At 69.6% G+C, this 21529-nt stretch carries 21 protein-coding genes; 13 read left to right on the top strand and 8 right to left on the bottom strand.

The annotated features are described in order from the left end of the window. Nucleotides 1-2 precede the first annotated feature (2 nt). The 3 genes from ABI214_RS04855 to ABI214_RS04845 are packed head-to-tail and all read left to right on the top strand — an operon-like array spanning nt 3 to nt 2937. Entirely contained in the window at nt 3-863 is an 861-nt protein-coding gene (locus tag ABI214_RS04855) for a phosphatidate cytidylyltransferase (RefSeq protein WP_348606674.1), read from the top strand. Further along, nucleotides 860-1591, top strand: a complete 732-nt coding sequence (locus ABI214_RS04850; protein ID WP_348606672.1) for a class I SAM-dependent methyltransferase — start codon at nt 860-862, stop codon at nt 1589-1591. Before ABI214_RS04855 ends, ABI214_RS04850 begins: the two co-directional genes overlap by 4 nt. Nucleotides 1592-1650: 59 nt before the next feature. Further along, nucleotides 1651-2937: a lipase family protein gene (locus ABI214_RS04845; protein ID WP_348606670.1), complete on the top strand. Its 1287-nt coding sequence runs from the start codon at nt 1651-1653 to the stop codon at nt 2935-2937. 2 nt (nt 2938-2939) lie between these two features. Here the strand turns inward: ABI214_RS04845 and ABI214_RS04840 are convergent, their stop codons facing one another. Further along, a complete protein-coding gene (locus ABI214_RS04840; protein WP_348606668.1) occupies nt 2940-3773 on the bottom strand; it encodes an HpcH/HpaI aldolase/citrate lyase family protein in 834 nt (277 codons plus the stop codon). A 70-nt stretch (nt 3774-3843) separates the two neighbouring features. Beyond that, entirely contained in the window at nt 3844-4230 is a 387-nt protein-coding gene (locus tag ABI214_RS04835; RefSeq protein WP_348606666.1) for a LapA family protein, read from the bottom strand. Nucleotides 4231-4310: 80 nt separating this feature from the next. Between ABI214_RS04835 and rlmN the strand changes: the two genes are divergently transcribed. Next, nucleotides 4311-5423, top strand: a complete 1113-nt coding sequence (rlmN, locus tag ABI214_RS04830) for a 23S rRNA (adenine(2503)-C(2))-methyltransferase RlmN (RefSeq protein WP_348606664.1) — start codon at nt 4311-4313, stop codon at nt 5421-5423. A gap of 128 nt (nt 5424-5551) precedes the next feature. Next, entirely contained in the window at nt 5552-7219 is a 1668-nt protein-coding gene (locus ABI214_RS04825) for an alkaline phosphatase D family protein (RefSeq protein WP_348606662.1), read from the top strand. A gap of 70 nt (nt 7220-7289) precedes the next feature. Here ABI214_RS04825 and ABI214_RS04820 read toward each other — a convergent pair whose 3' ends face one another. Beyond that, nucleotides 7290-7559 carry a DUF2631 domain-containing protein gene (locus tag ABI214_RS04820; protein ID WP_348606660.1) on the bottom strand — a complete coding sequence of 90 codons (270 nt, stop codon included), beginning with the start codon at nt 7557-7559 and terminating at the stop codon, nt 7290-7292. Between the two features lie 148 nt (nt 7560-7707). Here ABI214_RS04820 and dxr point away from each other — a divergent pair, with 148 nt between their 5' ends. From dxr to ABI214_RS04800, 4 genes are all read left to right on the top strand, one after another. Next, nucleotides 7708-8865: a 1-deoxy-D-xylulose-5-phosphate reductoisomerase gene (gene dxr / locus ABI214_RS04815; protein WP_348606658.1), complete on the top strand. Its 1158-nt coding sequence runs from the start codon at nt 7708-7710 to the stop codon at nt 8863-8865. Between the two features lie 6 nt (nt 8866-8871). Further along, a complete protein-coding gene (locus ABI214_RS04810; protein WP_348606656.1) occupies nt 8872-10101 on the top strand; it encodes a M50 family metallopeptidase in 1230 nt (409 codons plus the stop codon). A gap of 61 nt (nt 10102-10162) precedes the next feature. Then, nucleotides 10163-11326, top strand: a complete 1164-nt coding sequence (gene ispG, locus ABI214_RS04805; protein ID WP_348606654.1) for a flavodoxin-dependent (E)-4-hydroxy-3-methylbut-2-enyl-diphosphate synthase — start codon at nt 10163-10165, stop codon at nt 11324-11326. 126 nt (nt 11327-11452) lie between these two features. After that, nucleotides 11453-12289, top strand: coding sequence for a DUF4081 domain-containing GNAT family N-acetyltransferase (locus tag ABI214_RS04800; RefSeq protein ID WP_348611269.1), 837 nt, complete (start codon nt 11453-11455; stop codon nt 12287-12289). A 43-nt stretch (nt 12290-12332) separates the two neighbouring features. Here the strand turns inward: ABI214_RS04800 and ABI214_RS04795 are convergent, their stop codons facing one another. Both ABI214_RS04795 and ABI214_RS04790 read right to left on the bottom strand, forming a co-directional pair. Then, nucleotides 12333-13133 (bottom strand): transporter, encoded by an 801-nt coding sequence (locus tag ABI214_RS04795; RefSeq protein WP_348606652.1) that lies wholly within the window; start codon nt 13131-13133, stop codon nt 12333-12335. A gap of 49 nt (nt 13134-13182) precedes the next feature. Beyond that, nucleotides 13183-14049 (bottom strand): helix-turn-helix transcriptional regulator, encoded by an 867-nt coding sequence (locus tag ABI214_RS04790; RefSeq protein WP_348606650.1) that lies wholly within the window; start codon nt 14047-14049, stop codon nt 13183-13185. A 103-nt stretch (nt 14050-14152) separates the two neighbouring features. Between ABI214_RS04790 and ABI214_RS04785 the strand changes: the two genes are divergently transcribed. Together ABI214_RS04785 and ABI214_RS04780 are read left to right on the top strand one after the other, a co-directional pair. Beyond that, nucleotides 14153-15778, top strand: a complete 1626-nt coding sequence (locus ABI214_RS04785) for an AMP-binding protein (protein ID WP_348606648.1) — start codon at nt 14153-14155, stop codon at nt 15776-15778. A gap of 139 nt (nt 15779-15917) precedes the next feature. Then, a complete protein-coding gene (locus ABI214_RS04780) occupies nt 15918-16694 on the top strand; it encodes an SGNH/GDSL hydrolase family protein (protein ID WP_348606646.1) in 777 nt (258 codons plus the stop codon). A 179-nt stretch (nt 16695-16873) separates the two neighbouring features. Here ABI214_RS04780 and ABI214_RS04775 read toward each other — a convergent pair whose 3' ends face one another. Next, nucleotides 16874-18001: a TIGR03364 family FAD-dependent oxidoreductase gene (locus tag ABI214_RS04775; protein WP_348606644.1), complete on the bottom strand. Its 1128-nt coding sequence runs from the start codon at nt 17999-18001 to the stop codon at nt 16874-16876. Nucleotides 18002-18098: 97 nt separating this feature from the next. Here ABI214_RS04775 and ABI214_RS04770 point away from each other — a divergent pair, with 97 nt between their 5' ends. Both ABI214_RS04770 and ABI214_RS04765 read left to right on the top strand, forming a co-directional pair. Further along, complete coding sequence (locus tag ABI214_RS04770; RefSeq protein ID WP_348606642.1) at nt 18099-18629, top strand: HD family phosphohydrolase; 531 nt, start codon at nt 18099-18101, stop codon at nt 18627-18629. Next, nucleotides 18629-19330, top strand: a complete 702-nt coding sequence (locus ABI214_RS04765) for a GntR family transcriptional regulator (RefSeq protein ID WP_348606640.1) — start codon at nt 18629-18631, stop codon at nt 19328-19330. Before ABI214_RS04770 ends, ABI214_RS04765 begins: the two co-directional genes overlap by 1 nt. Here ABI214_RS04765 and ABI214_RS04760 read toward each other — a convergent pair whose 3' ends face one another. Then, complete coding sequence (locus ABI214_RS04760; protein ID WP_348606638.1) at nt 19331-20170, bottom strand: IclR family transcriptional regulator; 840 nt, start codon at nt 20168-20170, stop codon at nt 19331-19333. Further along, a complete protein-coding gene (locus ABI214_RS04755; RefSeq protein WP_348606636.1) occupies nt 20167-21342 on the bottom strand; it encodes an acyl-CoA dehydrogenase family protein in 1176 nt (391 codons plus the stop codon). Before ABI214_RS04755 ends, ABI214_RS04760 begins: the two co-directional genes overlap by 4 nt. Between the last annotated feature and the right edge of the window lie 187 nt (nt 21343-21529).

Below are 21529 nucleotides of genomic sequence, written 5' to 3'. Positions count from 1 at the left end.
CGGTGGGGAAAGCTGACGGCGCCTCCGCGGCGACCGCCACGCCGGCCTCCAAAGCTGGACGTAACCTGCCTGCCGCGATCGCCGTCGGTGGCGGTCTCGGCGCAGGGTTGATCTTGATCCTGCTGTACGCCCCCCTGGTGTTGATCGGGGTCATCGCCGTCGCGATGGCGATCGCGACGTGGGAGGTCACCAAGCGCCTGCGTGAGGCCGACATCAGCGTCCCGCTGATCCCGCTGCTGGTCGGGGGACAGGCCGTCATCTGGCTCAGCTGGCCGTACGGCCCGTCGGGTGCGCTGGGGGCCTTCGCGGGAACGGCCTTGGTGACGATGGTGTGGCGCCTGTTCGATCGCGGGCTCAAGGCCACTCCGCGCAACTTCCTCCGTGACACCGCGATCGCGGTGTTCGTCGCGGCCTGGATCCCGCTGTTCGCGTCGTTCGCGACGTTGATGGTGCTGCAGGACGACGGAGCCGGCCGGTTGTTCTGCCTGCTGATCGTCGTCGTGTGCTCGGACGTCGGTGGCTATGTGGCCGGCGTCTTCTTCGGCAAGCACCCGATGGTCCCGGCGATCAGCCCCAAGAAGTCGTGGGAGGGCTTCGCCGGTTCGCTCGTGTTCTGCGTGATCGGTGGTGTCCTGACCGTCACGTTCATCCTGGATGCGAATCCGCTCATCGGTGCACTGCTCGGTGTCGCGCTGGTGTTCACCGCGACCCTCGGTGATCTCATCGAGTCCCAGGTCAAGCGTGAGCTGGGGATCAAGGACATGGGCACGCTGCTGCCCGGCCACGGCGGCATCATGGACCGCCTCGATTCGCTCCTGCCCTCGGCGTTCGTCACCTGGCTCGTTCTCACCGTCCTGGTGTGAGCCGATTCCGCGGAGTTGGACGGGCTCGGGGACCGATCCCGAGCCCGAACATCTGGCACTGGCCGCACATCTACGAGGTGGAGAACCGGGCGCAGGACGTCGACGGTGTCGTGTTCCGCGCCCTCGCTGAAGTCGCCGACTGGCACGGTCGCGACGTCCTGGACGTCGGGTGCGGGGCCGGGTTCCATCTGCCGGTGTTCGCCGAGGCCGCACGGTCGGTCGTCGGGGTCGAACCGCATCCGCCGCTCGTCGCCGCGGCCCGCGAACGCGTCGCCGGGCGGGCGTCGGTCACCGTCCTGGAGGGTTCGGCCGAGTCTGTGCCGCTCCCGGACGCCAGCGTCGACGTCGTGCACGCGCGCACCGCGTACTTCTTCGGACCGGGGTGTGGGCCGGGCATTCTCGAGGCGATGCGGGTTCTCCGCCCCGGGGGAGTGCTCGCGATTGTCGATCTCGATGCCACGGTCGCGCCGTACGGGCAGTGGATGCGCGCGGATCTGCCGCGCTACGACCCGGCCGCGGTGGAATCGTTCTTCGCGGCGCAGGGCTTCGCGATGCGCCGGATCCGTACTCGGTGGGAGTTCGAGGACCGCGAGGCGCTGCGGGCGGTGCTCGGTATCGAGTTCACCGCGCGCACCGCGGCGCGCGCGTTCGTCGAGACCCCGGGTCTGGGGCTGGAGGTGGGGTACCGGATCCACACCAGGTCCGCGCCGACTGGACTCATCGTCTGACCGGTTAGTGGTACCCGGAGTATTGACAACGGCCGTTTCCATCGTGTGGTGTGTGTCACATGACGACGATCTCGCGCTGGACTCGTCGGGCGGTGGCGGTGTTGGGCGCCTGCCTGGCCGTCGCAACTGCGGGGACCGCATCGGCCACGCCGGTCGACTTCTACCAGGCCCCGTCGCCGCTGCCGTCGGGTGAACCCGGCGACGTGCTGCGGTCCGAGCCGTACGTGCCGACGCTGTCCGTTCCGAACCAGGCGGGACCGTGGCCGTCGGGGGCGACGCGGATCATGTACCGCAGCACGGACGCTCACGGATCTCCGGTGGCCGCGACCGCGACGTACTTCGACGCGAGCGCGCCGTGGACGGGCGGTGGCCCCCGCCCGCTCGTGGTCCTCGCGCCGGGCACCCAGGGGCAGGGCGACCAGTGCGCGCCGTCGAAGTTGTTCACCGACATCGTTCACTACAACCCGCCGCTCGACTTCGCGATCGAGTACGAGATCAGTCAGACATATGCATTACTCGACCGCGGAATGGACGTCGTCGTCGCCGACTACGAGGGTCTGGGCACCACCGGCGTCCACAGCTACACCGACCGCCGTGCACAGGCGCACGCGGTGCTCGACGCGGCGCGTGCGGTGAAGTCGTTGCCCGACATCCGGATCGGCGACGATAGCCCGATCGGGTTGTGGGGCTACTCGCAGGGCGGTGGCGCGGTGGCCGCGGCGTCCGAGATGCAGGCGTCGTACGCGCCGGAATTGAACGTCCGCGGAACCTTTGCGGGCGGGCCGCCGGCGGACCTACGGTCCGTCGCCGGGGCGATCGACGGGGGTCTGGCGACCGGGCTGCTCGGCTACGCGGTCAACAGCATCTATGCCGGGTACCCGGAGACCCGCGCGGAGATCGACGGCGCGCTGAGCCCGGCCGGGCGCCAGGTGCTCGACGACATCGCCAACCAGTGTGTGCCGGAGACGATCGCCCGCTACGGCCTGCACCGCACGTCCGAGTGGACGCGTGACGGCCGGTCCGTCGCGGAGCTGATCGACGCCCTGCCCACGGTGCGTGCAGTCGTCGACGAGCAGCGCATCGGGCGGTCGGCGCCCCGCAGTCCGGTGCTGATCGTGCAGGGGCGCAACGACGACCTGATTCCGCATGCGCAGGCCGAGCGGCTCGCCGCGGACTGGTGTGCCCTCGGCGCGACGGTCGACTTCAGCACCGAGGAGATTCCGCCGATCGCACCGGGATTCATCGTCGGTCACGGCCTGCCGATGGCGACCGGGATGCCGCGGGCGCTCGATTGGATGACCGATCGGTTCGCGGGCGCGGCGGCGCCGTCGACCTGCGCCCCCTGAGATCAGCCCAGGCCGAAGGCTTCGGCCAGGTGGGTGAACTTCTTCGCCCTCGCCAGCCGGGGGAGGTCGCTGCCGACCCGGACGCGCTCACCATCCGCGCCTAGGTCGGTGATGACGTCGTGAGCCCACTGGATGTCGTGGGCGCTCGGGCTGAGCGCCCGGTTGACGGTCGCGGCCTGCTCCGGGTGCAGACACAGCTTGCCCGTCAGCCCGAGCGACACGGTGGCCTCGCAATCCCGTTGCAGGATGGTGTCGTTCGCGGAGATCGTCGGTCCGTCGATGGGCCCGCCCGGCAGCCGCGCGGCGCGGCTGGCGATCACGAGCCGCGACCGCGGGTAGGCCATGGCCGTGGCGTCGTCGCTCATGCCGGTGTCGCGCCGGAAGTCGCCGCTGCCGAACGCCAGGCGGAACGTGCCCTCCGCGCGGGCGATCTCGGGCGCCGCCTCGAGACCCACCGCGGATTCGATCAGCGCGAGGATGGGAGTGCCGTGCGGGAGTCGCTCTGCGGTGGCGTCGACCTGGTAGCCGCTCTCGCTCTTCGCGAGCATCACGCCCGACAGCCCCGGTAGACCGGCGAGCGCGTCGAGGTCGTCGGCCCAGAAGGGCGTCGTCGCGTCGTTGACCCGCACCCAGGCGGTGTTCTCGCCGGCCCCGCCGCCGAGCCACTCGACGACGGTCTCACGTGCTCCGGGCTTGTCGTCCGGGGCGACGGCGTCCTCCAGGTCGAGGATCATCGCGTCCACGTCGGTGGGGCGCGGGAAGGTCCCCGGTTTCGTGGCGGCCGTCAGCAGCCAGGATCGCGCCAGATCGGCTCGGATGGTGGAGAAGGTCGTCACCGGGCAGCTCCTCGGCTCGAAGGCGTACTCGTGTCGTGAGTCCCATCGTGCCCTCGAAACGGCGGGGCAGCTACTCCGGCGGCGTGTTCTCGGCCACGGCGCCGGCGCGTTGCGCGACCCGACGGATCTGGATGATCCGTATCCCGCCCGCGAGCGCCATGATGAGCGCCCCGGCGATCGCCGCGAGCAGCAGGCTGATGCCCGCCGGCAGGGTGAAGTGCCACGCGAACAACTGGAACGTCACGGCTTCGAGGTTCTGCAGGATGAAGATCAGCAGCAGTATCGCGACGAAGATTCCGATGACCAACCCGGTCCAGGCCGACGCGGCACGCGTGCGGGCGAGTCGCCCCGCCTCGTGTGTGGCCTGCGGGCCGGCGGCTTCGTGCCGGCCGGGCGGGGGTGGGGTGGCCGGCTCCTCGACCGGGTCGGGGCCTTCTTCCCGCGGTGTCTCGGTCATGTGTCGATCATCACCCACCGTATGGCGTTGCGCACGCGCATCGGACAGCGGGAGCAGGTAGTGGGAGAATGGCGGGCACTATGACTGTCTCCCTTCCTCTCGTCTTCAACGCGCCGCGCCGCGGTATGCCGCCGCGCCACCTCGCCGACCTCGACGCCGACGAGCGCAAGGAGGCGGTCAAGGAGCTCGGTCTGCCGGGATTTCGTGCCGACCAGTTGGCGCGGCAGTACTACGGGCGGCTCGAGGCCGATCCGGACAAGATGACCGACCTGCCCGCCGCGATGCGCGAGCAGGTGGGGGCGGCGCTGTTCCCGCAGCTGCTGTCCGTCGTCAAGCACGTCGCCTGCGATGCCGGTCAGACCCGCAAGACGCTGTGGAAGGCGAACGACGGCACGCTGCTCGAGAGCGTCCTCATGCGCTACCCGGACCGCGCGACGTTGTGCATCTCGAGCCAGGCCGGCTGCGGCATGGCCTGCCCGTTCTGCGCGACCGGCCAGGGCGGACTCAACCGCAACCTGTCGACCGCCGAGATCGTCGACCAGGTGCGTGCCGCGGCGGCCGCCCTGCGTGACGGTGAGATCGACGGTGGCCCGGGACGCCTGTCGAACATCGTGTTCATGGGCATGGGCGAGCCGCTCGCGAACTACAAGCGCGTCGTCGCGGCGGTGCGACGGATCACGTCGCCGGCGCCGGACGGGCTCGGCATCTCGCAGCGCGCCGTGACGGTGTCGACCGTCGGTCTCGCGCCCGCGATCCGCAAGCTCGCCGACGAGGAGATGTCGGTGCGCCTGGCGGTGTCGCTGCACACCCCCGACGACGAACTCCGCGACACCCTGGTCCCCGTCAACAACAGGTGGCCGGTGGCCGAGGTCCTCGACGCCGCGCGCTACTACGCCGACAAGTCGGGCCGACGCGTGTCGATCGAGTACGCCCTGATCCGCGATGTGAACGACCAGCCGTGGCGCGCCGACATGCTCGGCAAGAAGCTGCACAAGGCGCTCGGTCCGCTGGTACACGTCAACCTGATTCCGCTGAACCCGACGCCGGGCAGTAAGTGGGACGCGAGCCCCAAGCCGGTGGAGCGGGAGTTCGTCCGTCGCGTGCAGGAACAAGGCGTCTCGTGCACCGTCCGAGACACCCGCGGTCAGGAGATCGCCGCGGCGTGCGGGCAGTTGGCGGCCGAGGGTTCCTGACGCCTGCGTCGCCCCGAGTTCACTGAGCGGACACTCTCAGTTCACCCGAGTTACGCAAAACCCACACGTGCGTAAACGGGCGACGTAGGGTCAGCGCCACCCGTGTCCGCGCGAACCCGAGGTGGCCCATGCCCTTCCCGCCCAGAAACGTCTCCCGTCGCACCTTTCTCGCCGGCCTGTCGGTGATCGGCGGCGCTGCCGTGCTCCCCGCCGCGGCCCACGCGACGCCGGTCCTGCGTCAGGCCCCGGACGCCGGTCCGGGGCTGATCCGGAACCCGGATTTCGGGAACGGCGTCATGGCCGGTGTGCCGCGCACCGACGGCGCGACGTTGTGGACGCGGGTCGGCGCGGCAGGCGGAATCGGCAGTCTCGCGGGCAGTCTCGGCGGAAACGCTGTGGGTGGGGAACTCGCGCTGATCGTCTCGACCCGAGAGGACCTGACCGCACCGGTTCTGGCCGAGCGGGTGCCGGTGCGCGAGGATGCCGACGGCACAGTACATTTCGATGCGACGGGGCTGGCGCCCGGCGAGACCTACTACTACCAGTTCCGCGGCGACGGGGGAGAGTCGCCGGTCGGCCGCTTCCGCACGCTGCGCCCGGCCGACTCCAACGAACCGGTCCGCATCGGCTGGTTCACCTGTCAGGGGTTCGAGGAGGGCTACTACGCGGCCCACCGCCACCTCGCCGAGGAGGATCTGGACTTCGTCGTCTGCCTCGGCGACTACGTGTACGAGTTCACGATGCCCGGCGTCCGGGGCATCGAGGTCAATCCCTTCCCGCAGGCACTCGACAGCATGCGCGAGAAGTACCGCAGGTACCGGGCGGACGCCGACCTACGGCTGATGCACAGCCGACACGCGTTCCTGCCGATCTGGGACGACCACGAGTTCCGCAACAACTACAGCAAGGACGGGTGGACGTTCCCCGTGATCTCACCGATCGACGGCGCGATCGGGTTCCAGCAGAAGAAGCAGTGGGCGTGGCAGGCGTGGTTCGAGCACATGCCGGTGCCCCGGTTCGGCGACGACCCGCTGCGCACCTACCGGTCGCTGAGGGTGGGGCGGACTGTCGAGTTGTTCGCGCCGGACACCCGGCAGTACCGCGACCGGCAGGCCTGCGGCGACTCGCTCGATCACATCCTATGCGCGGAGGCCGACGTGCCGGGCCGCACGATGCTCGGTGAGCCGCAGAAGCGGTGGCTGCTCGACGGCATGACCAGGTCGGACGCGACGTGGAAGGTGGTCGCGAACGCGAACATGATGATGGGCATGACGGTGGCGGACGACGGCACCCGGGCCTACCTGGACACCTGGGACGGCTACGGCGCCGAGCGGACCGAGATCCTGTCCACCGCGGCCCAGTCGGTCGAGAACATGCTCCTGGTCACCGGCGACGATCACGACGGCTGGGCGGGCGAGTTGTGGGACACCGGATTCGCGCCGGGCACCTCGAGCGGTGAGCAGGTGAACGCGCCCGGCACCCGGCGGGCGGGCGTCGAGTTCGTGGTCCCGTCGGTCACGTCCACCAACACCGGGGACGGTGGGTACTCGATCGGCAGCAGCGACGGCGGCGACCCGGTCGATGCCGCGCGCGCAGAGGAGGCCAGTCGTCGCGCTCACAACCCGCACGTCAAGCATGTCGACATGGTCAGCCACGGCTACGGTCTGCTCGACGTCGACGCGGGCGAAGCGCGCTTCCGTTTCCGTGCGGTCGACAAGCTGGACCCGAATTCCGATGTGACGACGTCGAAGTCGTTCCGTGTCCCTGCAGGGCAGGCGGTGATCGAGCCCGCCTGACGGCGCCCGGGAACGGCGAAGGCCCCGCACCGAACTGGTGCGGGGCCTCGACCTTTGATCGTGGTAGCGCCTACCGGGGCTTGCGCCGCAGGATGATGTCGCGAACCAGGATCAGGACGATTGCTCCGGCGAAGCCGATGAGGAACAGGTCCTCGACCTTGCCGCTGTGGTTGCCGATCATCATCAGCAGCAGGAAGGCTGCGAAGAACCAGCCGGCGAAACGGAACAGTCGCGGAGCCTCGCCACTCCAGCCCCAAGCGGCCGAGGGGACCTCGGCGGTGTCGACGTGCGCGGCGACGACGGGGTCGTACGAAGTGGGGTCCAACTGGGTACCGGCCACGGCTCGATCCTCCTGATCTTACGAATGCGCTATCTCTGCATATCGTGGCATACGACCGAGTGTCGTACGAAGCGGGGTCCCGGCGTCGTCCGCGATACCGGAGTAATCCTGTGTGATCCTCTCAGCTTCGGTCAGGAACAATGGTTGCGTGGCTGACACCCAACCGACTCGCGTCCTGCTGCTGGGCAGCACCGGCTCCATCGGCACCCAGGCCCTCGAGGTCATCGCCGCCAACCCCGACAAGTTCGAGGTCGTCGGCCTCGCCGCCGGTGGCGGGAACATCGACCTGCTGGCGCGCCAGATCCGCGAGACCGGCGTGACCCGGGTGGCGGTCGCCGACCCCACCGCGGCCGCGCGGTTGGACCTGCCGGGTGTGCTGTCCGGCCCCGGTGCGGTCACCGAGCTGGTCCGCGGGACCGAGGCCGACGTCGTGCTCAACGCGCTGGTCGGCTCGCTCGGGCTCGAGCCGACACTCGCCGCGCTCGCATCGGGTGCCCGGCTCGCGCTGGCGAACAAGGAGTCCCTCGTCGCCGGCGGGCCGCTGGTGACGGCGGCCGCCGCGCCGGGGCAGATCGTGCCGGTCGACTCGGAGCATTCGGCGTTGGCGCAGTGCCTGCGGGGTGGGCGCGCCGAGGAGGTCGAGCGGCTGGTCCTCACCGCGTCGGGTGGTCCGTTCCGCGGATGGACCGCGGCAGCGCTCGAGGACGTCACGCCGGAGCAGGCGGGTGCCCACCCGACGTGGTCGATGGGGCCGATGAACACGCTCAACTCGGCGTCCCTGGTGAACAAGGGCCTCGAGCTGATCGAGACGCACCTGCTGTTCGGGATCGACTACGACCGCATCGACGTCACCGTGCACCCGCAGTCGATCGTGCATTCGATGGTGACGTTCGTCGACGGCTCGACGCTCGCGCAGGCCAGCCCGCCGGACATGAAGCTGCCCATCGCGCTCGCTCTCGGGTGGCCCAACCGGGTCCCGGGCGCAGCGGCCGCGTGTGACTTCTCGACGGCGTCGACGTGGACGTTCGAGCCCGTCGACGCGACCGTGTTCCCCGCTGTGGACCTGGCCCGCCAGGCCGGCAAGGCCGGCGGCTGCATGACCGCGGTCTACAACGCCGCCAACGAGGTGGCGGCCGAGGCGTTCCTGGGCGGTGCGCTGAGGTTTCCGGAGATCGTCCGCACCGTCGAACGCGTTCTCGCGGCCGGCGGCGAATGGGCGGCCCCGCCCGCTACGGTGGACGACGTACTGGCGGCCGACGGGTGGGCCCGCGCCCGCGCGCGTGAACTCGTGAAGCAGGAGGGCTAGAGCAGCATGGTCTTCGCGTTCGGTGTGCTGCTCTTCGCCCTCGGGATCGGCGCGTCCATCGCGCTGCACGAGGCCGGTCACATGTGGACCGCCAAGGCGCTCGGCATGAAGGTGCGCCGGTACTACATCGGTTTCGGGCCGAAGATCTTCTCGTTCCGTCGGGGTGAGACCGAGTACGGACTCAAGGCGATCCCGGCGGGCGGCTTCTGCGATATCGCCGGCATGACTGCCGTCGACGAACTCGCACCCGACGAGGTCGACCGTGCGATGTACAAGCAGAAGGCGTGGAAGCGCATCGTCGTGATGTCCGGCGGCATCGCGATGAACTTCGTGCTCGGGATCGTGCTGGTGTTCGTCCTCGCGGTCGGATGGGGGCTGCCGAACACCGAGACTCGCGCGGTCGTCGCGGGCACCGTGTGCGTGGCCCCGTCTCAGGGCCCCGCGCCCAACTACGAACTTGCCGAGTGCTCGGGCGCCGGCCCCGCGGAGGCGGCCGGAATCCGCGAGGGTGACGTGATCACCGCGGTGAACGGCGAGTCGACCCCGACCTTCACGGACCTGGTGCGCAAGACGCAGCCGCTGACCGGAACCGCGGACTTCACCGTCGAACGCGACGGGCAGACCCTCGTGATCCCGGTTCAGGTCGAGCAGGCACAGCGATACGTCAACAACCCCGACTCCACGGAGAGCGATCCCAAGCCCCCGGTATCACAGAACGTCGGTGCGATCGGTATCCAGGCGCCGCCGCGTGTCGTGAAGTACTCGGCGCTCGGGGCCGTGCCGGCGTCGTTCGTGTACACCGGCGACATCTTCGTGCAGACGGTGCACGCGCTCACCGAGATGCCGGGCAAGGTGGTGGATCTGTGGACCGCGGTGACCGGCGGCGAGCGCGCACTGGACACCCCGATCAGTGTGGTCGGCGCTTCGGTGATCGGTGGCCAGGTCGTCGAACAGGGACTGTGGGAGGTGTTCATCAGCCTTCTCGCCACGTTGAACTTCTTCCTCGGCATCTTCAACCTGCTGCCCCTGCTGCCCCTCGACGGCGGGCACATCGCGGTGACGATCTACGAGAAGATCCGCAACTCGATCCGGCGGCTGCGTGGGCTCGGCGCCGGCGGCCCGGTCGACTACATGAAGCTGATGCCGATCACGTACGTGGTCGTCGTCATCGGCGGCGCGTACATGCTCCTGACCCTGACGGCCGACATCGTGAACCCGATCAAGCTGTTCCCGTGACCCGGTTCCGCCAAATGCTCGAACGATAGACTTGCCCCGTAGCAACGAAAGAAGGCGAAACGTGACCAGCCCCGTCGGTTTGGGCCTGCCAGGTGTTCCTAGCGAAATCCCCGTCCTCGCACCGCGACGCAAGACTCGCCAGTTGATGGTCGGGGGTGTGGGTGTAGGCAGCGACTACCCGGTGTCGGTGCAGTCGATGTGCACCACCAAGACCCACGACGTCAACGCGACCCTCCAGCAGATCGCGGAACTCACGGCGTCGGGTTGTGACATCGTCCGCGTCGCGTGCCCGCGTCAGGAGGACGCCGACGCACTCGCCGCGATCGCGAAGAAGAGCCAGATCCCGGTGATCGCGGACATCCACTTCCAGCCGCGGTACATCTTCGCGGCGATCGACGCCGGCTGCGCGGCCGTCCGCGTCAACCCCGGCAACATCAAGGAGTTCGACGGCCGGGTCAAGGAGGTCGCGAAGGCGGCCGGTGACGCCGGCATCCCGATCCGGATCGGCGTCAACGCCGGCTCGCTCGACCCCCGGCTGATGCAGAAGTACGGCAAGGCCACCCCGGAAGCGCTCGTCGAGTCGGCGCTGTGGGAGGCGGGCCTGTTCGAGGAGCACGGCTTCGGCGACATCAAGATCTCGGTCAAGCACAACGACCCGGTGATCATGGTGGAGGCCTACCGCCAGCTGGCAGCCCAGTGCGACTACCCGCTGCACCTCGGCGTGACCGAGGCCGGGCCCGCGTTCCAGGGCACCATCAAGTCCGCGGTCGCCTTCGGTGCGCTGCTCTCCGAGGGCATCGGCGACACGATCCGCGTCTCGCTGTCGGCGCCGCCGGCGGAGGAGATCAAGGTCGGCACGCAGATCCTGCAGTCGCTGAACCTGCGGCCCCGCAAGCTCGAGATCGTGTCGTGCCCGTCGTGCGGTCGCGCGCAGGTCGACGTGTACACGCTCGCGAACGAGGTCACCGCGGGACTCGAGGGCATGGAGGTGCCGCTGCGCGTCGCGGTGATGGGCTGCGTCGTCAACGGTCCCGGTGAGGCACGCGAGGCCGATCTCGGTGTCGCTTCCGGTAACGGCAAGGGCCAGATCTTCGTCAAGGGCAAGGTCATCAAGACCGTGCCGGAGGCGCAGATCGTCGAGACCCTGATCGAGGAAGCGATGCGCATCGCCGAGGAGATGGAAGGTGGGGAGGCGAGCGGCGCGCCGGTGGTCACCGTGAGCTGAAATCTGCCCACCCAGGCGCACCTTCATGGCAATGTGGTTCTCGAATCCGGCACTGACAGCCCGACGCTGACAGACATCACGCCGAACGGTCTCGACGACGAGGCACGGGACGAAGGGGGTGTGTCGGTGCTCAAGCTCCTCGGAGCGCGACAACTCAGTGGACGCGACACCGCCCAGGTGTTGCGCGTGCTCGAGTCCGATCCGGTCGCGGCGTGCATGGTCGCCGCTCGCGTCCAGCAGTCGGGTCTCGATCCCCGCACGCTCCAGGGCGAGATGTGGAGTCGTGGGGGACCGGCCGAGTCGCTGTGTTTCGCTGGGGCGAACCTGATTCCGTTGCTGGGCGACGTCGACGATCTGCGTTCGTTCGCGGATCGGGCCAGTCGGTTTCCGCGGATGTGCTCGTCGCTCGTGGGGCGCGCGGAGCTGACGCTGCCGCTGTGGGAGATGCTCGAGTCGGAGTGGGGTTCCGCGCGCGAGATCCGTTCGGAGCAGCCGTTGCTCGCGCTCGACGCCGATCCCGGTGTGCGTCCCGATCCGCACGTGCGTCAGGTGCGGATGGACGAGATCGAGTCCTACCTGCCGGCGGCGGTCGCGATGTTCATCGAGGAGGTCGGGATCAACCCGTGCGCCAACGACGGTGGCCGCAGCTACCGGCGGCGGGTCGCGAACCTCATCGCCTCCGGGCGCGCGTGGGCTCGATTCGAGAACGGCGACGTGGTCTACAAGGCCGAGGTCGGGTCGATGTCGGCCGCCGTCGGGCAGATTCAGGGCGTGTGGGTCGACCCGGCGCGGCGCGGCGAGGGACTCGGGGCGGCCGGGACCGCGGCGGTCGCGGCGGCCGTCATGGCCCGCGGGCGCATAGCGAGCCTCTACGTCAACAGCTACAACGCGCGGGCCCGCCGGGCGTATGCGCGGGTGGGCTTCACTCAGGTCGCGACGTTCGCGACCGTCCTGCTCGATTGATCCGCACCGCCGACCGGCGTCGTCGGCGGCGCGGATCGGCCGATCACGAGTAGATGTCGGCCTTCGTGATCTCGAACGTCTTGCGGTTCAGGTAGCAGAAGAGCACCGCGTGGGCGCCGTCGACGGTGCAGGTGGCGGTGACGGTGTCGCCCGCAGCGATGATCTTGGTGACGTCGCGGACGGTCCGGCCGCCGAGCAGGGCCGCCGCCCGAAGGTCGCCGCGCTGGGCGTCGGAGACCAGCCGTCGCACCGACCGCTTGCCGCGTTCGCCGACGCTGCGCACCGCCAGACCGAACGCGAGCGACCCCCCGACGCCCTGCAGTCGCAGCATGCGCGCGCCCATCGCGGCGCCGACACCGAGCCTGGCGCGGTCGATCCCGGCGACCTGGGCGAACATCGGCGCGACCTCCCAGTGCGCGGCGATCCGCCGGATCCGCGGGGCGCCGTCGTCGAGCGTCGTCTCGTACAGCAGGTGCATCGGGGCCTTGGCGACGACGCCGTCGCCCAGGCGCGTCTCGATCGTGACGTCGCGGATGACGTCCAGCCCGGACACGATGTCGTCGTGCTCGACGTGGAAGCGAATGTCGTTGGGCGCGATGAACGTGTCCCAGAACCGAGCGAGCGGTTCGCCACCGCGGACCCGGCTGCGCCGGTCGTAGAGCCCACCGAGGACGGGGCGGCCGCCGACCGGGTCCTCCACGACGTGCCGCTGCGAGAACAGGCCCAGCCAGGCCTCTTTGTCGTGGACGGCGACTGCCGCGGGGGACCCGAGCACGAGATCGAGTAGCTCCTGCGCGGTCGCACTTCGGGTCACGTTGGCCGATTCGGTCGGTGTCGCTGACATGGCCGCGAGTATGGCACAGCGGTGGAACGTGTTCCAGAAAATCGTGGCACTACGGCAGCAGTCCGAGCCGGCGTGCGGTGACCACCGCCTCCCGGCGGGAATTGGCGTCGAGCTTGCTCATCGCGCTGCGCAGGTAGCTCTTGACGGTTTCCGGCTTCACGGAAAGCCGTTCGGCGATATCGGCATTGGTGCATCCCAGAGCCGCGTGGCTGAGGACGTCGATCTCGCGCGGCGACAGCGTGACCGACGGCGCGGGACGGGTCGCGCCGTCGGGGGAGCCGACGGCCGCGAGCCGGCCGGACAGGGCTCGTAGTCGCTCCTGGAGTTCGGGCTGCTGCACCGTCTGCGCGATGCTGCGCAGCTCCGCGTACACGTCGCGGATCTCCTCGGTATCCACCGCGTGCGGGGTGGATTCGGCGGCCGCCGCGTCGAGCAATTGGATCCGTCGGTCCACCTCGTCGCGGATCGCGACCTCGTTCGCGAGCCGGCGTCCGGCCTGCATCATGATGTCGGCGATCCGGTCGCCCAACTGGACGCGCTCGCGGATCGCGGCGTACATGACGGCGCGGGAGCTCCCGCGGACGACCACGGGCACCGCCAGCACCGAACAGAGGCCCTCGGCGAGGACGGGACCGTCGTAGTGATGGGTGATGGTCCGGGCGCGACCGTAGTCGTGGACCGCGATCGGGTTCTTCCGCTCGACGACCCGTCCCCCCAGCCCGGCACTCTCGCGGACCGCGAGACCGCGCAGACCGTCGGTGAAGGTGCCCATGAACTCGCCCAGGTGGAGCGTGCCGTCCTGGACCTCGCCGCCGAAGACGACGGGAACGACGCCGGTAGAGGCGATTTTTCGGAGTTCGGTGCGTAGCGCATCACGGTCGCGTGGACGAAGAAGGGCCGTGGTGTCGATCGGCATCCTCTTCACCCCTTTCCGGGGGTAGTGGGTCGAGGCTGTGACTCGGATCATAGGGGGGATGAAGGCCCGATGGTGAGCTGGGCCCCGACGACGAGGAGTGACGATGACCGTCGACACCACCACCCGCGTGCGCGAGCTTCTGGCGCAGTACGACACCCCCGAGGCGTGCGCCGCGGAGCTGCTGTGCGATCGGCATCCGGCCGACGCGGTGGCGTTCACGGTCGTCGAGAGCGACCTGTCGTCGACCGATCTTACGTACGGCTGGCTGCGTGAGCAGTCCACCCGCTTCGCGGCGGCCCTTGCCGACCTAGGCGTCGAGCCCGGTGACTGCGTCGCGACGCTCATGGGCAAGTCTGCCGACCTGGTCGTCGCCCTCCTGGGCATCTGGCGTCGCGGGGCCGTCCACGTCCCGTTGTTCACCGCGTTCGCCCCGCCCGCCATCGCGTTCCGGCTCGAGGCCAGCGGCGCCAAGGTCGTGATCTCCGACGCGAACCAGGTCGACAAGCTCGCGCCCGGCGACGACATGCCGGCGAACCCCTCGTGGCGCGTCGTCGTCGCGGGCGGTGAGGCCGAGGGCGCTGTGGCGTTCGACGCCTTGGTGGCGGGCTACTCGGCCGACGACCCGCGCGGCGCCGCGGTCGCGATGGGCGGCGACGCACCGATAGTTCGTTTGTTCACCAGCGGCACGACCGGCACCCCGAAGGGTGTTCCGGTGCCGGTCCGCGCGCTCGCGGCGTTCCGCTCGTACATCGAGTTGGGTCTCGACGTGCGTGAGGACGACGTGTTCTGGAACGCCGCCGATCCGGGGTGGGCGTACGGGCTGTACTACGCGCTGCTCGGTCCGATGGCGTCGGGCATCCGCAGCATCCTGCTGCACGCGGGGTTCTCCGCGCCGCTGACGTGGCAGGTGATGGAGCGCTTCGGCGTCACGAACTTTGCCGCGGCGCCGACCGTGTACCGGAGCCTGCGTGCCGACGAGACCCCGGTGCCGGAGTCGGTGAAGCTGCGCCGTGCGTCGTCGGCCGGTGAGCCCCTCACGCCGGACGTCATCGCGTGGTCGGAGGCGGAGCTGGGCGTGACAGTCCGCGACCAGTACGGGCAGACCGAACACGGCATGTTCATCATCAACGCGTGGGCCGACGGTCTGCGCGAGGACGTCGTCCCCGGCTCGATGGGTCGCCCGCTGCCCGGTTGGAGCTGCGCGGTCCTGTCCGACGACGCCGACGAGATCGCCCCGCCGAACACCCCCGGCCGCGTGGTGATCGACACCACCGCGAGCCCGCTCATGTGGTTCACCGGCTACAGCGACGCCCCCGATAAGACCGCGGCGCGCTTCACGCCGGACGGGCGCTGGTACATCACCGGCGACGCCGGCCAGGTGGACGAGCAGGGCCGGTTCTTCTTCTCGTCCCGCGACGACGACGTGATCATCATGGCCGGCTACCGCATCGGCCCGTTCGACGTCGAGAGCGTGCTCGTCATGCACGACGACGTCGTCGAGGCGGCCGTCGTCGGCATGCCGGACCAGCTGCGCGGCGAGGTGCTCGAGGCGTTCGTCGTGCTGCGCTCGGGTGTCGAGGGCACCGACGAGCTCGAGAAGGACCTGCAGCAGCTGGTCAAGAAGAAGTTCGCGGCGCACGCGTACCCGCGCACCGTGCACTTCGTGCCGCACCTGCCCAAGACCCCCAGCGGCAAGGTGCAGCGGTACATCCTGCGTAAGGGTCAGTGACGATCGGCCTGAGCGCCCATTCCTCTTCTGTTTCCGCGGAATCCCGCGTACCGCAGCGAGGAATGGGCGCTCAGGCTCGCTAGGCTCGTCGCACCTTAGCGGCAGAGACGAAGGGGGGCCGACGGTGTTCAGTCGGTTCGTGGCGATCGGTGACAGCCAGAGCGAAGGACTCAACGACGGGGACGACTTGCGGGGCTACCGCGGCTGGGCGGACCGGCTCGCCGAGCGGCTCGCGGAGATCAACCCCGAGGTGCTCTACGCCAACCTCGCGATCCGGGGCCGGCTGGCCCGCCATGTGCGGGAGGAACAGTTGGCGCCCGCGCTGGCGCTGCAGCCCGACCTGGCATCCGTCGTCGCCGGCGTGAACGACCTGCTGCGACCGAAGTTCGAACCCACCGCGATCGCCGCCGAACTGGAGGTCGCGTTCGAGGCGCTGACCGCGTCCGGCGCGCGGGTGCTGACGATGGCGTTTCCCACGCTCGGCGCGGGCATGCCGGGCGGCCGCGCGATCATGGCCCGGATCTCGGCGCTGAACACGGAGATCCGGGCGGCCGCGGCACGGCACGGTGTCGCGGTGATCGACCTCGAGGCGTACCCGGTCGCGACGGACCCGCGGCTGTGGAGTTGGGATCGACTGCACCTCAACGCGGATGGACACGACCGGCTGGCCGCGGCCGCGGCCACGGTGCTGGAGGTCCCCGGCGCCGACTTGAGCTGGCAGGACAGCCTGGGTCCGCTCCCGCCGGTCACCGCACTGGGGCGAGTTCGTGCGGACACCGAGTGGGCGGTTCGGTTTCTCGGGCCGTGGCTCGGGCGCCGTGTGCGCGGAACGTCGTCGGGCGCCGGGCGCGTCGCGAAGCGTCCGGAACTTACTCGGGTCCGGCGGGCAGACGAGCCGGATACGACGTCGGCCTGAGCGCCCATTCCTTGCCTGATTTCGCGGAATCCCGCGCAGCGGAGCCAGGAGTGGGCGCTCGGGCCGAGCGGAATCAGCGCGCCGCGCCTCGCACGAGGCCGTCGTCGGCGACGGTGGTGCCGGCCATGTCGAGGACGGCGAGCTTGATGGTGGTCACGAGTGTCTCCTCGGGGTTTGGGTTACAGGCCGAGCTGGTCGGCGGTCTGCTCGGCGAGGGCCGGGCCGAGGGTCATGCCGCGTCCGCCCGGTCCGGCCACGACCCACACGCCGTCTGCGGGCTGGGCGCGGTGGACCAGCTGGGCGGGGTCGAGGCACTGGCTGTAGACGCCGGCCCAGCGCTTGACGACCGGCGGCAGGTGGCGGCCGAGGAGCTCCTCGACGACGCTGGTCAGGTGCCGGTACGGGGCCTCGTCGACGTCGAAGTCGAGCGGCTCGTCGTACTCGTGGGTGTCGCCGATCGTCAGGCCGCCGTGCAGGCGCTGCACGCAGAGCAACTGCATCCGGTGCTCGGCCGCGGTGGGCTCCTGCGGCTGCGCGTCGCGCAGGGCGTCGAGCGCGGGGCCGGCGAAGGCGGGGTAGTACCGCATGCTGTCGCCGTCGGCGATCGCGGTGGTGAGCGCCTCGCCGAGCGGTGCGGTCTGCATCATCTGCAGGCGCACCCGACGCAGCGGCAGGTCGCCGGCGAGGTCGCGCGCCAGTCCACCCAGGGTGGCGCCCGGGCACACGATGACGAGGTCGGCCTCGAAGGTGCGACCGTGGTCGTCGCGGATGCGCACCCCGGCCGCGGTGGTGGCGATCTCGCGGGCCTCGGTGCCGGCGTGGAAGGCGTACCGGCCGCTGGTCTCGAGGTGGCGGCGGATCGCCGGAAGGGCGACGCGCGACTCGACGGCTCCGTCGCGGGTGCAGTGCAGGCCGGCCAGGTACTTTCCGCGCAGCGCGGGGTTGACCGCGCGGACCGCGTCGGGCTCGAGGAGGCTGAAGCCGCGGACGTCGGCGTCGGCGCGCGCGGCCATGTCCTCGGCGACCGCGACCTCCTCGGGGGTGCGTAGCAGCGTCATCGATCCGGCCGCACGGAAGCCGACCTCGGGGACGCGTCGGGCGAGGTCGGCCCACAGTTCCCGGGAGCGCAGCGAGGCGTCGAGTTCGTGCTGGGCCCGACCGGAGACCCACACCAGTCCGAAGTTGCGTACGGTGGCACCGCGCGCTTCGAGTTCGCGTTCGAGATGGACGACGTCGTGTCCGCGTCGGATGGCCTCGTCGGCATGGGCCGTGCCGAGGATTCCGCCGCCCACAATTGCAATTCGCATGGACACAGCATGGGCATTGGTCTAGACCATCTGGGGGACGTTCGGGAAACGTCAGATGAACAATTGGTATAGACCGAATTTGTGTAGGCTGACGGGCATGAACGACGACTCGGCCGTGCTCGAAGAGGCTGCTGCACTGTTGGATTCGATGCGGGGGGTGTTCGACGGCGAAGCGGTCGACGAACTCGACCATGCGCTGCAGGCCGCCGGTCACGCGATCGCGGACGGGGCCGACGACGGCCTGGTGCTGGCCAGCGCACTGCACGATCTCGCGCGCAGCCCGTTGACAGCTGCCGACGCGCCGCACGACCGGATCGCCCGCGACTGGCTCACACCGCGGTTCGGGGAGCGGGTCGGCTGGCTGGCCGGCGCGCACGTCGCCGCCAAGCGTTACCTGGTGGCCACCGATCCCGCGTACGTCGGGGCACTGTCCCCGGAATCGATTGCGACACTGCGACACCAGGGCGGCCCCGCCGTCGAGCCGGAGTGGGCGTCGCATCCGTGGTGGTCGGATGCCGTTCGATTGCGCCGCTACGACGACCGCGCGAAAGTGCCCGGTGCGCAGGCGCCGTCGATCGACGATGTCCTCGTCGTGGCGCGTCGCGTGCGGGCCGGGATGGTGGCGTGATGACCGCCGAGAGCCTGCCCAAGCACTACGTGGTGCGGACCCACGTGGAGGATCTGCTCGCCGACCTCTCCGAGGGTGACCCGGTGCCCGCCGAACGGGAACTTGCGGCCCGCTGCGGGGTGTCCCGCGAGACGGTGCGGCAGGCGCTGCACGAACTGCTCGTGGCCGGACGCGTCGAGCGTCGGGGGCGGGGAACGGTCGTCGCGCGACCGAAGTTGGTCCAGCCGCTCTCGCTCGGCTCCTACACCGAAGGCGCCGTCAGCCAGGGCCGCGAGCCGGGCCGAATCCTGGTGCGGTGGGAGGAGATCGACGCGCACGAGAAGCTGGCGCAGATCCTGGAACTCCAGGTCGGCGATCCGGTGATCCACCTCGAGCGCGTGCTGCTGGCGGACGGCGAACGCATCGGGTTGGAGAGCACCTACCTGCCGCTGCACCGGTTCCCGGACCTCGCCGACACGTTCGACCCCGAGACCTCGCTGTACGCGGCGATCCGTTCGCGCGGCATCGCATTCACCTCGGCCACCGAACGCATCGAGACCGCCCTGCCCACCCCGCGCGAGGCGGCGCTGGTCGAATCCAGCACCGCGATGCCGATGCTGAAGTTGCACCGCGTCTCCCGTGACACCGACGGGGTGCCGATCGAGCGCGTGCGGTCGCTGTACCGGGGTGACCGGATGGCGTTCGTGACCGAACTGCGGTAATCAGAGCCAATCGTGTGCGTCGACGGTGTTGAGCACGCGGAGCATCGTCAAGTCGGCCCCGACAAAGGACGCTGTGGACTCCGCCGACGGGCTCGACATCCCGTTCCGGTCCAGGCGCACCTCGATTCGCCGAGCGGCCTCGCGGACAAGGGGAACCGCCCGGGCCAAGACCTCGGGAGGTGTGCGGCCACTGAGGGAGATTGCACTAGGTGCTGCTCCCGGAGACCGGACGGGCGCCCCTATGCAGTTGACGGACAACGAGAACTCCTCGTTGTCGTAGGCGACGCCGTGGCGTGCCCGAACATTGGCGAGCTCCGCGTGCAGCGTGGTTCTGCTGGTGATCGTCCGGGCTGTCCGATGGCCCAGCGTTCTCGGGACGATCGCGTCTGCGTCCTCAGGTGTCACTGTTGCAAGGACCGCCTTACCCATTGCCGTTGCGTGGGCAGGGAGACGATCTCCCACACTGGTCGGCACTGCTGGGGCGTGTCTGCCCGACACCTTGTCGAGAATCTGCACGTGATCGCCGTGGAGTACGCCGAGGTGCGCCACCGCGCCGGTCTCGTCGTGCAGGGCCTGGAGCAACGGCGCAGCGGCGGCGCGTAGGTGCATGTGATCTTTTTCGCTCGATGTCCGCGCAGCTCTCGGCCCGAGGCAGTAGCCGTGTGCCGTCCGCACGAGCCAGCCGAGCTGGATGAGTTGGTCGACCAGTCGGTGTGCGGTCGAGCGGGGGAGTCCGGACCGGTCGGCGATCGTGCCGATCGGTAGTTGCGACGTCCGGCCGTCGAAGGCCGAGATGATCGCCGTCGCTCGCTCGAGAATCGAGGATCGCCCCGTCGTCATATCACCGGCCGCACTTCCGAATGTTCGATGTCGAAGCCTAGTGCTGCTCGTGCGGAGATGGCGACGGCGTCGATTTCTCTGTTCGCGCGGTTGGATGCACCGGTATGTATATCCCGCCACGCCCGTTGTACGGGGTGATCCATGGTCACCCCATCCCTCCCGGCGACCTTCACCAGTCGGTCGACGGCGCCCTCGGCGAGTCGGACCGAGAGCACCTGGTTCCTTCGGACTCGCGTGAACGTGTCGATAGGCACCCGCTTGGATTTGGCGGCCAGGCCCTGAAGTTCTGTGAGGTCCCGTTCGAGGTGTAGTACCGCGGTTTCGATCTCGAAGGCCGCACGGCCAATCTCGGCGTGAATGGCCTCGGCCTCGACCATCATCCGGCCGGACTGAGTGAGCCTGTTCGCGACGTTCCACTGGTCCAGGACGGCCCGATACGCGCCCTGCGCAGCACCGATGAGGGGGACCGCGACGGCCGCACAGTACAAGGCGGTGACCGAGTGTCGGTACAGCATCGGAATCGAGCGCCGATGTCTCGCTTGCTCGGTCGCGGATCGGTGGCGTTGAGAGGAAACGCGCCAGAGCGGTATCCGAACGTCCTCGACGACGACGTCCTGGCATCCGACCGCGGCGAGACCGACCGTTCGGGGGGCGTCCACGAAGCGGACGTCGCTGCGCGGCACGAGAACCTGCGCGTGTTCGACGGGCGCGCCGTCGGCGTTGAGAACCAAGGTGCCGAGGACGAGCCACTCACAATGCGCGCTGCCGGTCACCGATCGCCACCGTCCGGACAGGTGCAGTCCCGTCCGGTCCCGGCGCAGTTGGCCTGTCGGCATCACCGCCGCAGCGACGAGGGCGTCTGGTGTTGCCTCCCAGACATCGCGCGCCGCGTCGTCGCCGAATCCGAAGATGAGCCACGCGCTGACGTTCGTCGCGGCAACGATCCAGCCCGTCGACGTACACGCCGAGGAGATCTCTCGAACTGTGGAGAACAACTCGAGAGGGGTCGACTCGCCGCCGCCGAAGGCCCGCGGTTGCAGCATGCGGAACGCGCCGGCGTCGACCAGGGATGCCATCACAGTGCGCGACGGGGTGCGTGTTCGCTCCGTCTCGACGGCGGCACCCGCGATGGCGGGCATCAGGTCGGCGATGGACTGGGTGGTCGATGGCACTTTCCGGTCCTCCGTCCCACGATTTCTCCGTCCGCTCGGTCATTTCACCTGGCCGGGAACGCGCGAAGTGACGGTATCCGTCCAGTCGGGCCGTCCCGTATCGGTGATCCCACGGAGAGGGAGGAAACGGCGGCGCCTGTATCCCGAGGGATGAGAGGTGATACCTGTTCACCTGGGGTGACACGTC

Origin of the sequence: Prescottella soli (genome assembly GCF_040024445.1) — a bacterium.
Lineage (GTDB): Bacteria > Actinomycetota > Actinomycetes > Mycobacteriales > Mycobacteriaceae > Prescottella > Prescottella soli.
This window is presented reverse-complemented; position numbering and strand designations above follow the sequence as displayed.

What these genes read in the sequence shown, in the direction of transcription:
- ABI214_RS04825 (WP_348606662.1), top strand. Translation starts at nt 5,552, where the DNA reads ATGCCCTTCCCGCCCAGAAACGTCTCCCGTCGCACCTTTCTCGCCGGC.
- ABI214_RS04760 (WP_348606638.1), bottom strand. Translation starts at nt 20,170, where the DNA reads ATGACGACGGGGCGATCCTCGATTCTCGAGCGAGCGACGGCGATCATC.
- ABI214_RS04845 (WP_348606670.1), top strand. Translation starts at nt 1,651, where the DNA reads ATGACGACGATCTCGCGCTGGACTCGTCGGGCGGTGGCGGTGTTGGGC.
- ABI214_RS04765 (WP_348606640.1), top strand. Translation starts at nt 18,629, where the DNA reads ATGACCGCCGAGAGCCTGCCCAAGCACTACGTGGTGCGGACCCACGTG.
- rlmN (WP_348606664.1), top strand. Translation starts at nt 4,311, where the DNA reads ATGACTGTCTCCCTTCCTCTCGTCTTCAACGCGCCGCGCCGCGGTATG.
- ABI214_RS04775 (WP_348606644.1), bottom strand. Translation starts at nt 18,001, where the DNA reads ATGCGAATTGCAATTGTGGGCGGCGGAATCCTCGGCACGGCCCATGCC.
- ABI214_RS04795 (WP_348606652.1), bottom strand. Translation starts at nt 13,133, where the DNA reads ATGTCAGCGACACCGACCGAATCGGCCAACGTGACCCGAAGTGCGACC.
- ABI214_RS04790 (WP_348606650.1), bottom strand. Translation starts at nt 14,049, where the DNA reads ATGCCGATCGACACCACGGCCCTTCTTCGTCCACGCGACCGTGATGCG.
- ABI214_RS04810 (WP_348606656.1), top strand. Translation starts at nt 8,872, where the DNA reads ATGGTCTTCGCGTTCGGTGTGCTGCTCTTCGCCCTCGGGATCGGCGCG.
- ABI214_RS04770 (WP_348606642.1), top strand. Translation starts at nt 18,099, where the DNA reads ATGAACGACGACTCGGCCGTGCTCGAAGAGGCTGCTGCACTGTTGGAT.
- ABI214_RS04835 (WP_348606666.1), bottom strand. Translation starts at nt 4,230, where the DNA reads ATGACCGAGACACCGCGGGAAGAAGGCCCCGACCCGGTCGAGGAGCCG.
- ABI214_RS04785 (WP_348606648.1), top strand. Translation starts at nt 14,153, where the DNA reads ATGACCGTCGACACCACCACCCGCGTGCGCGAGCTTCTGGCGCAGTAC.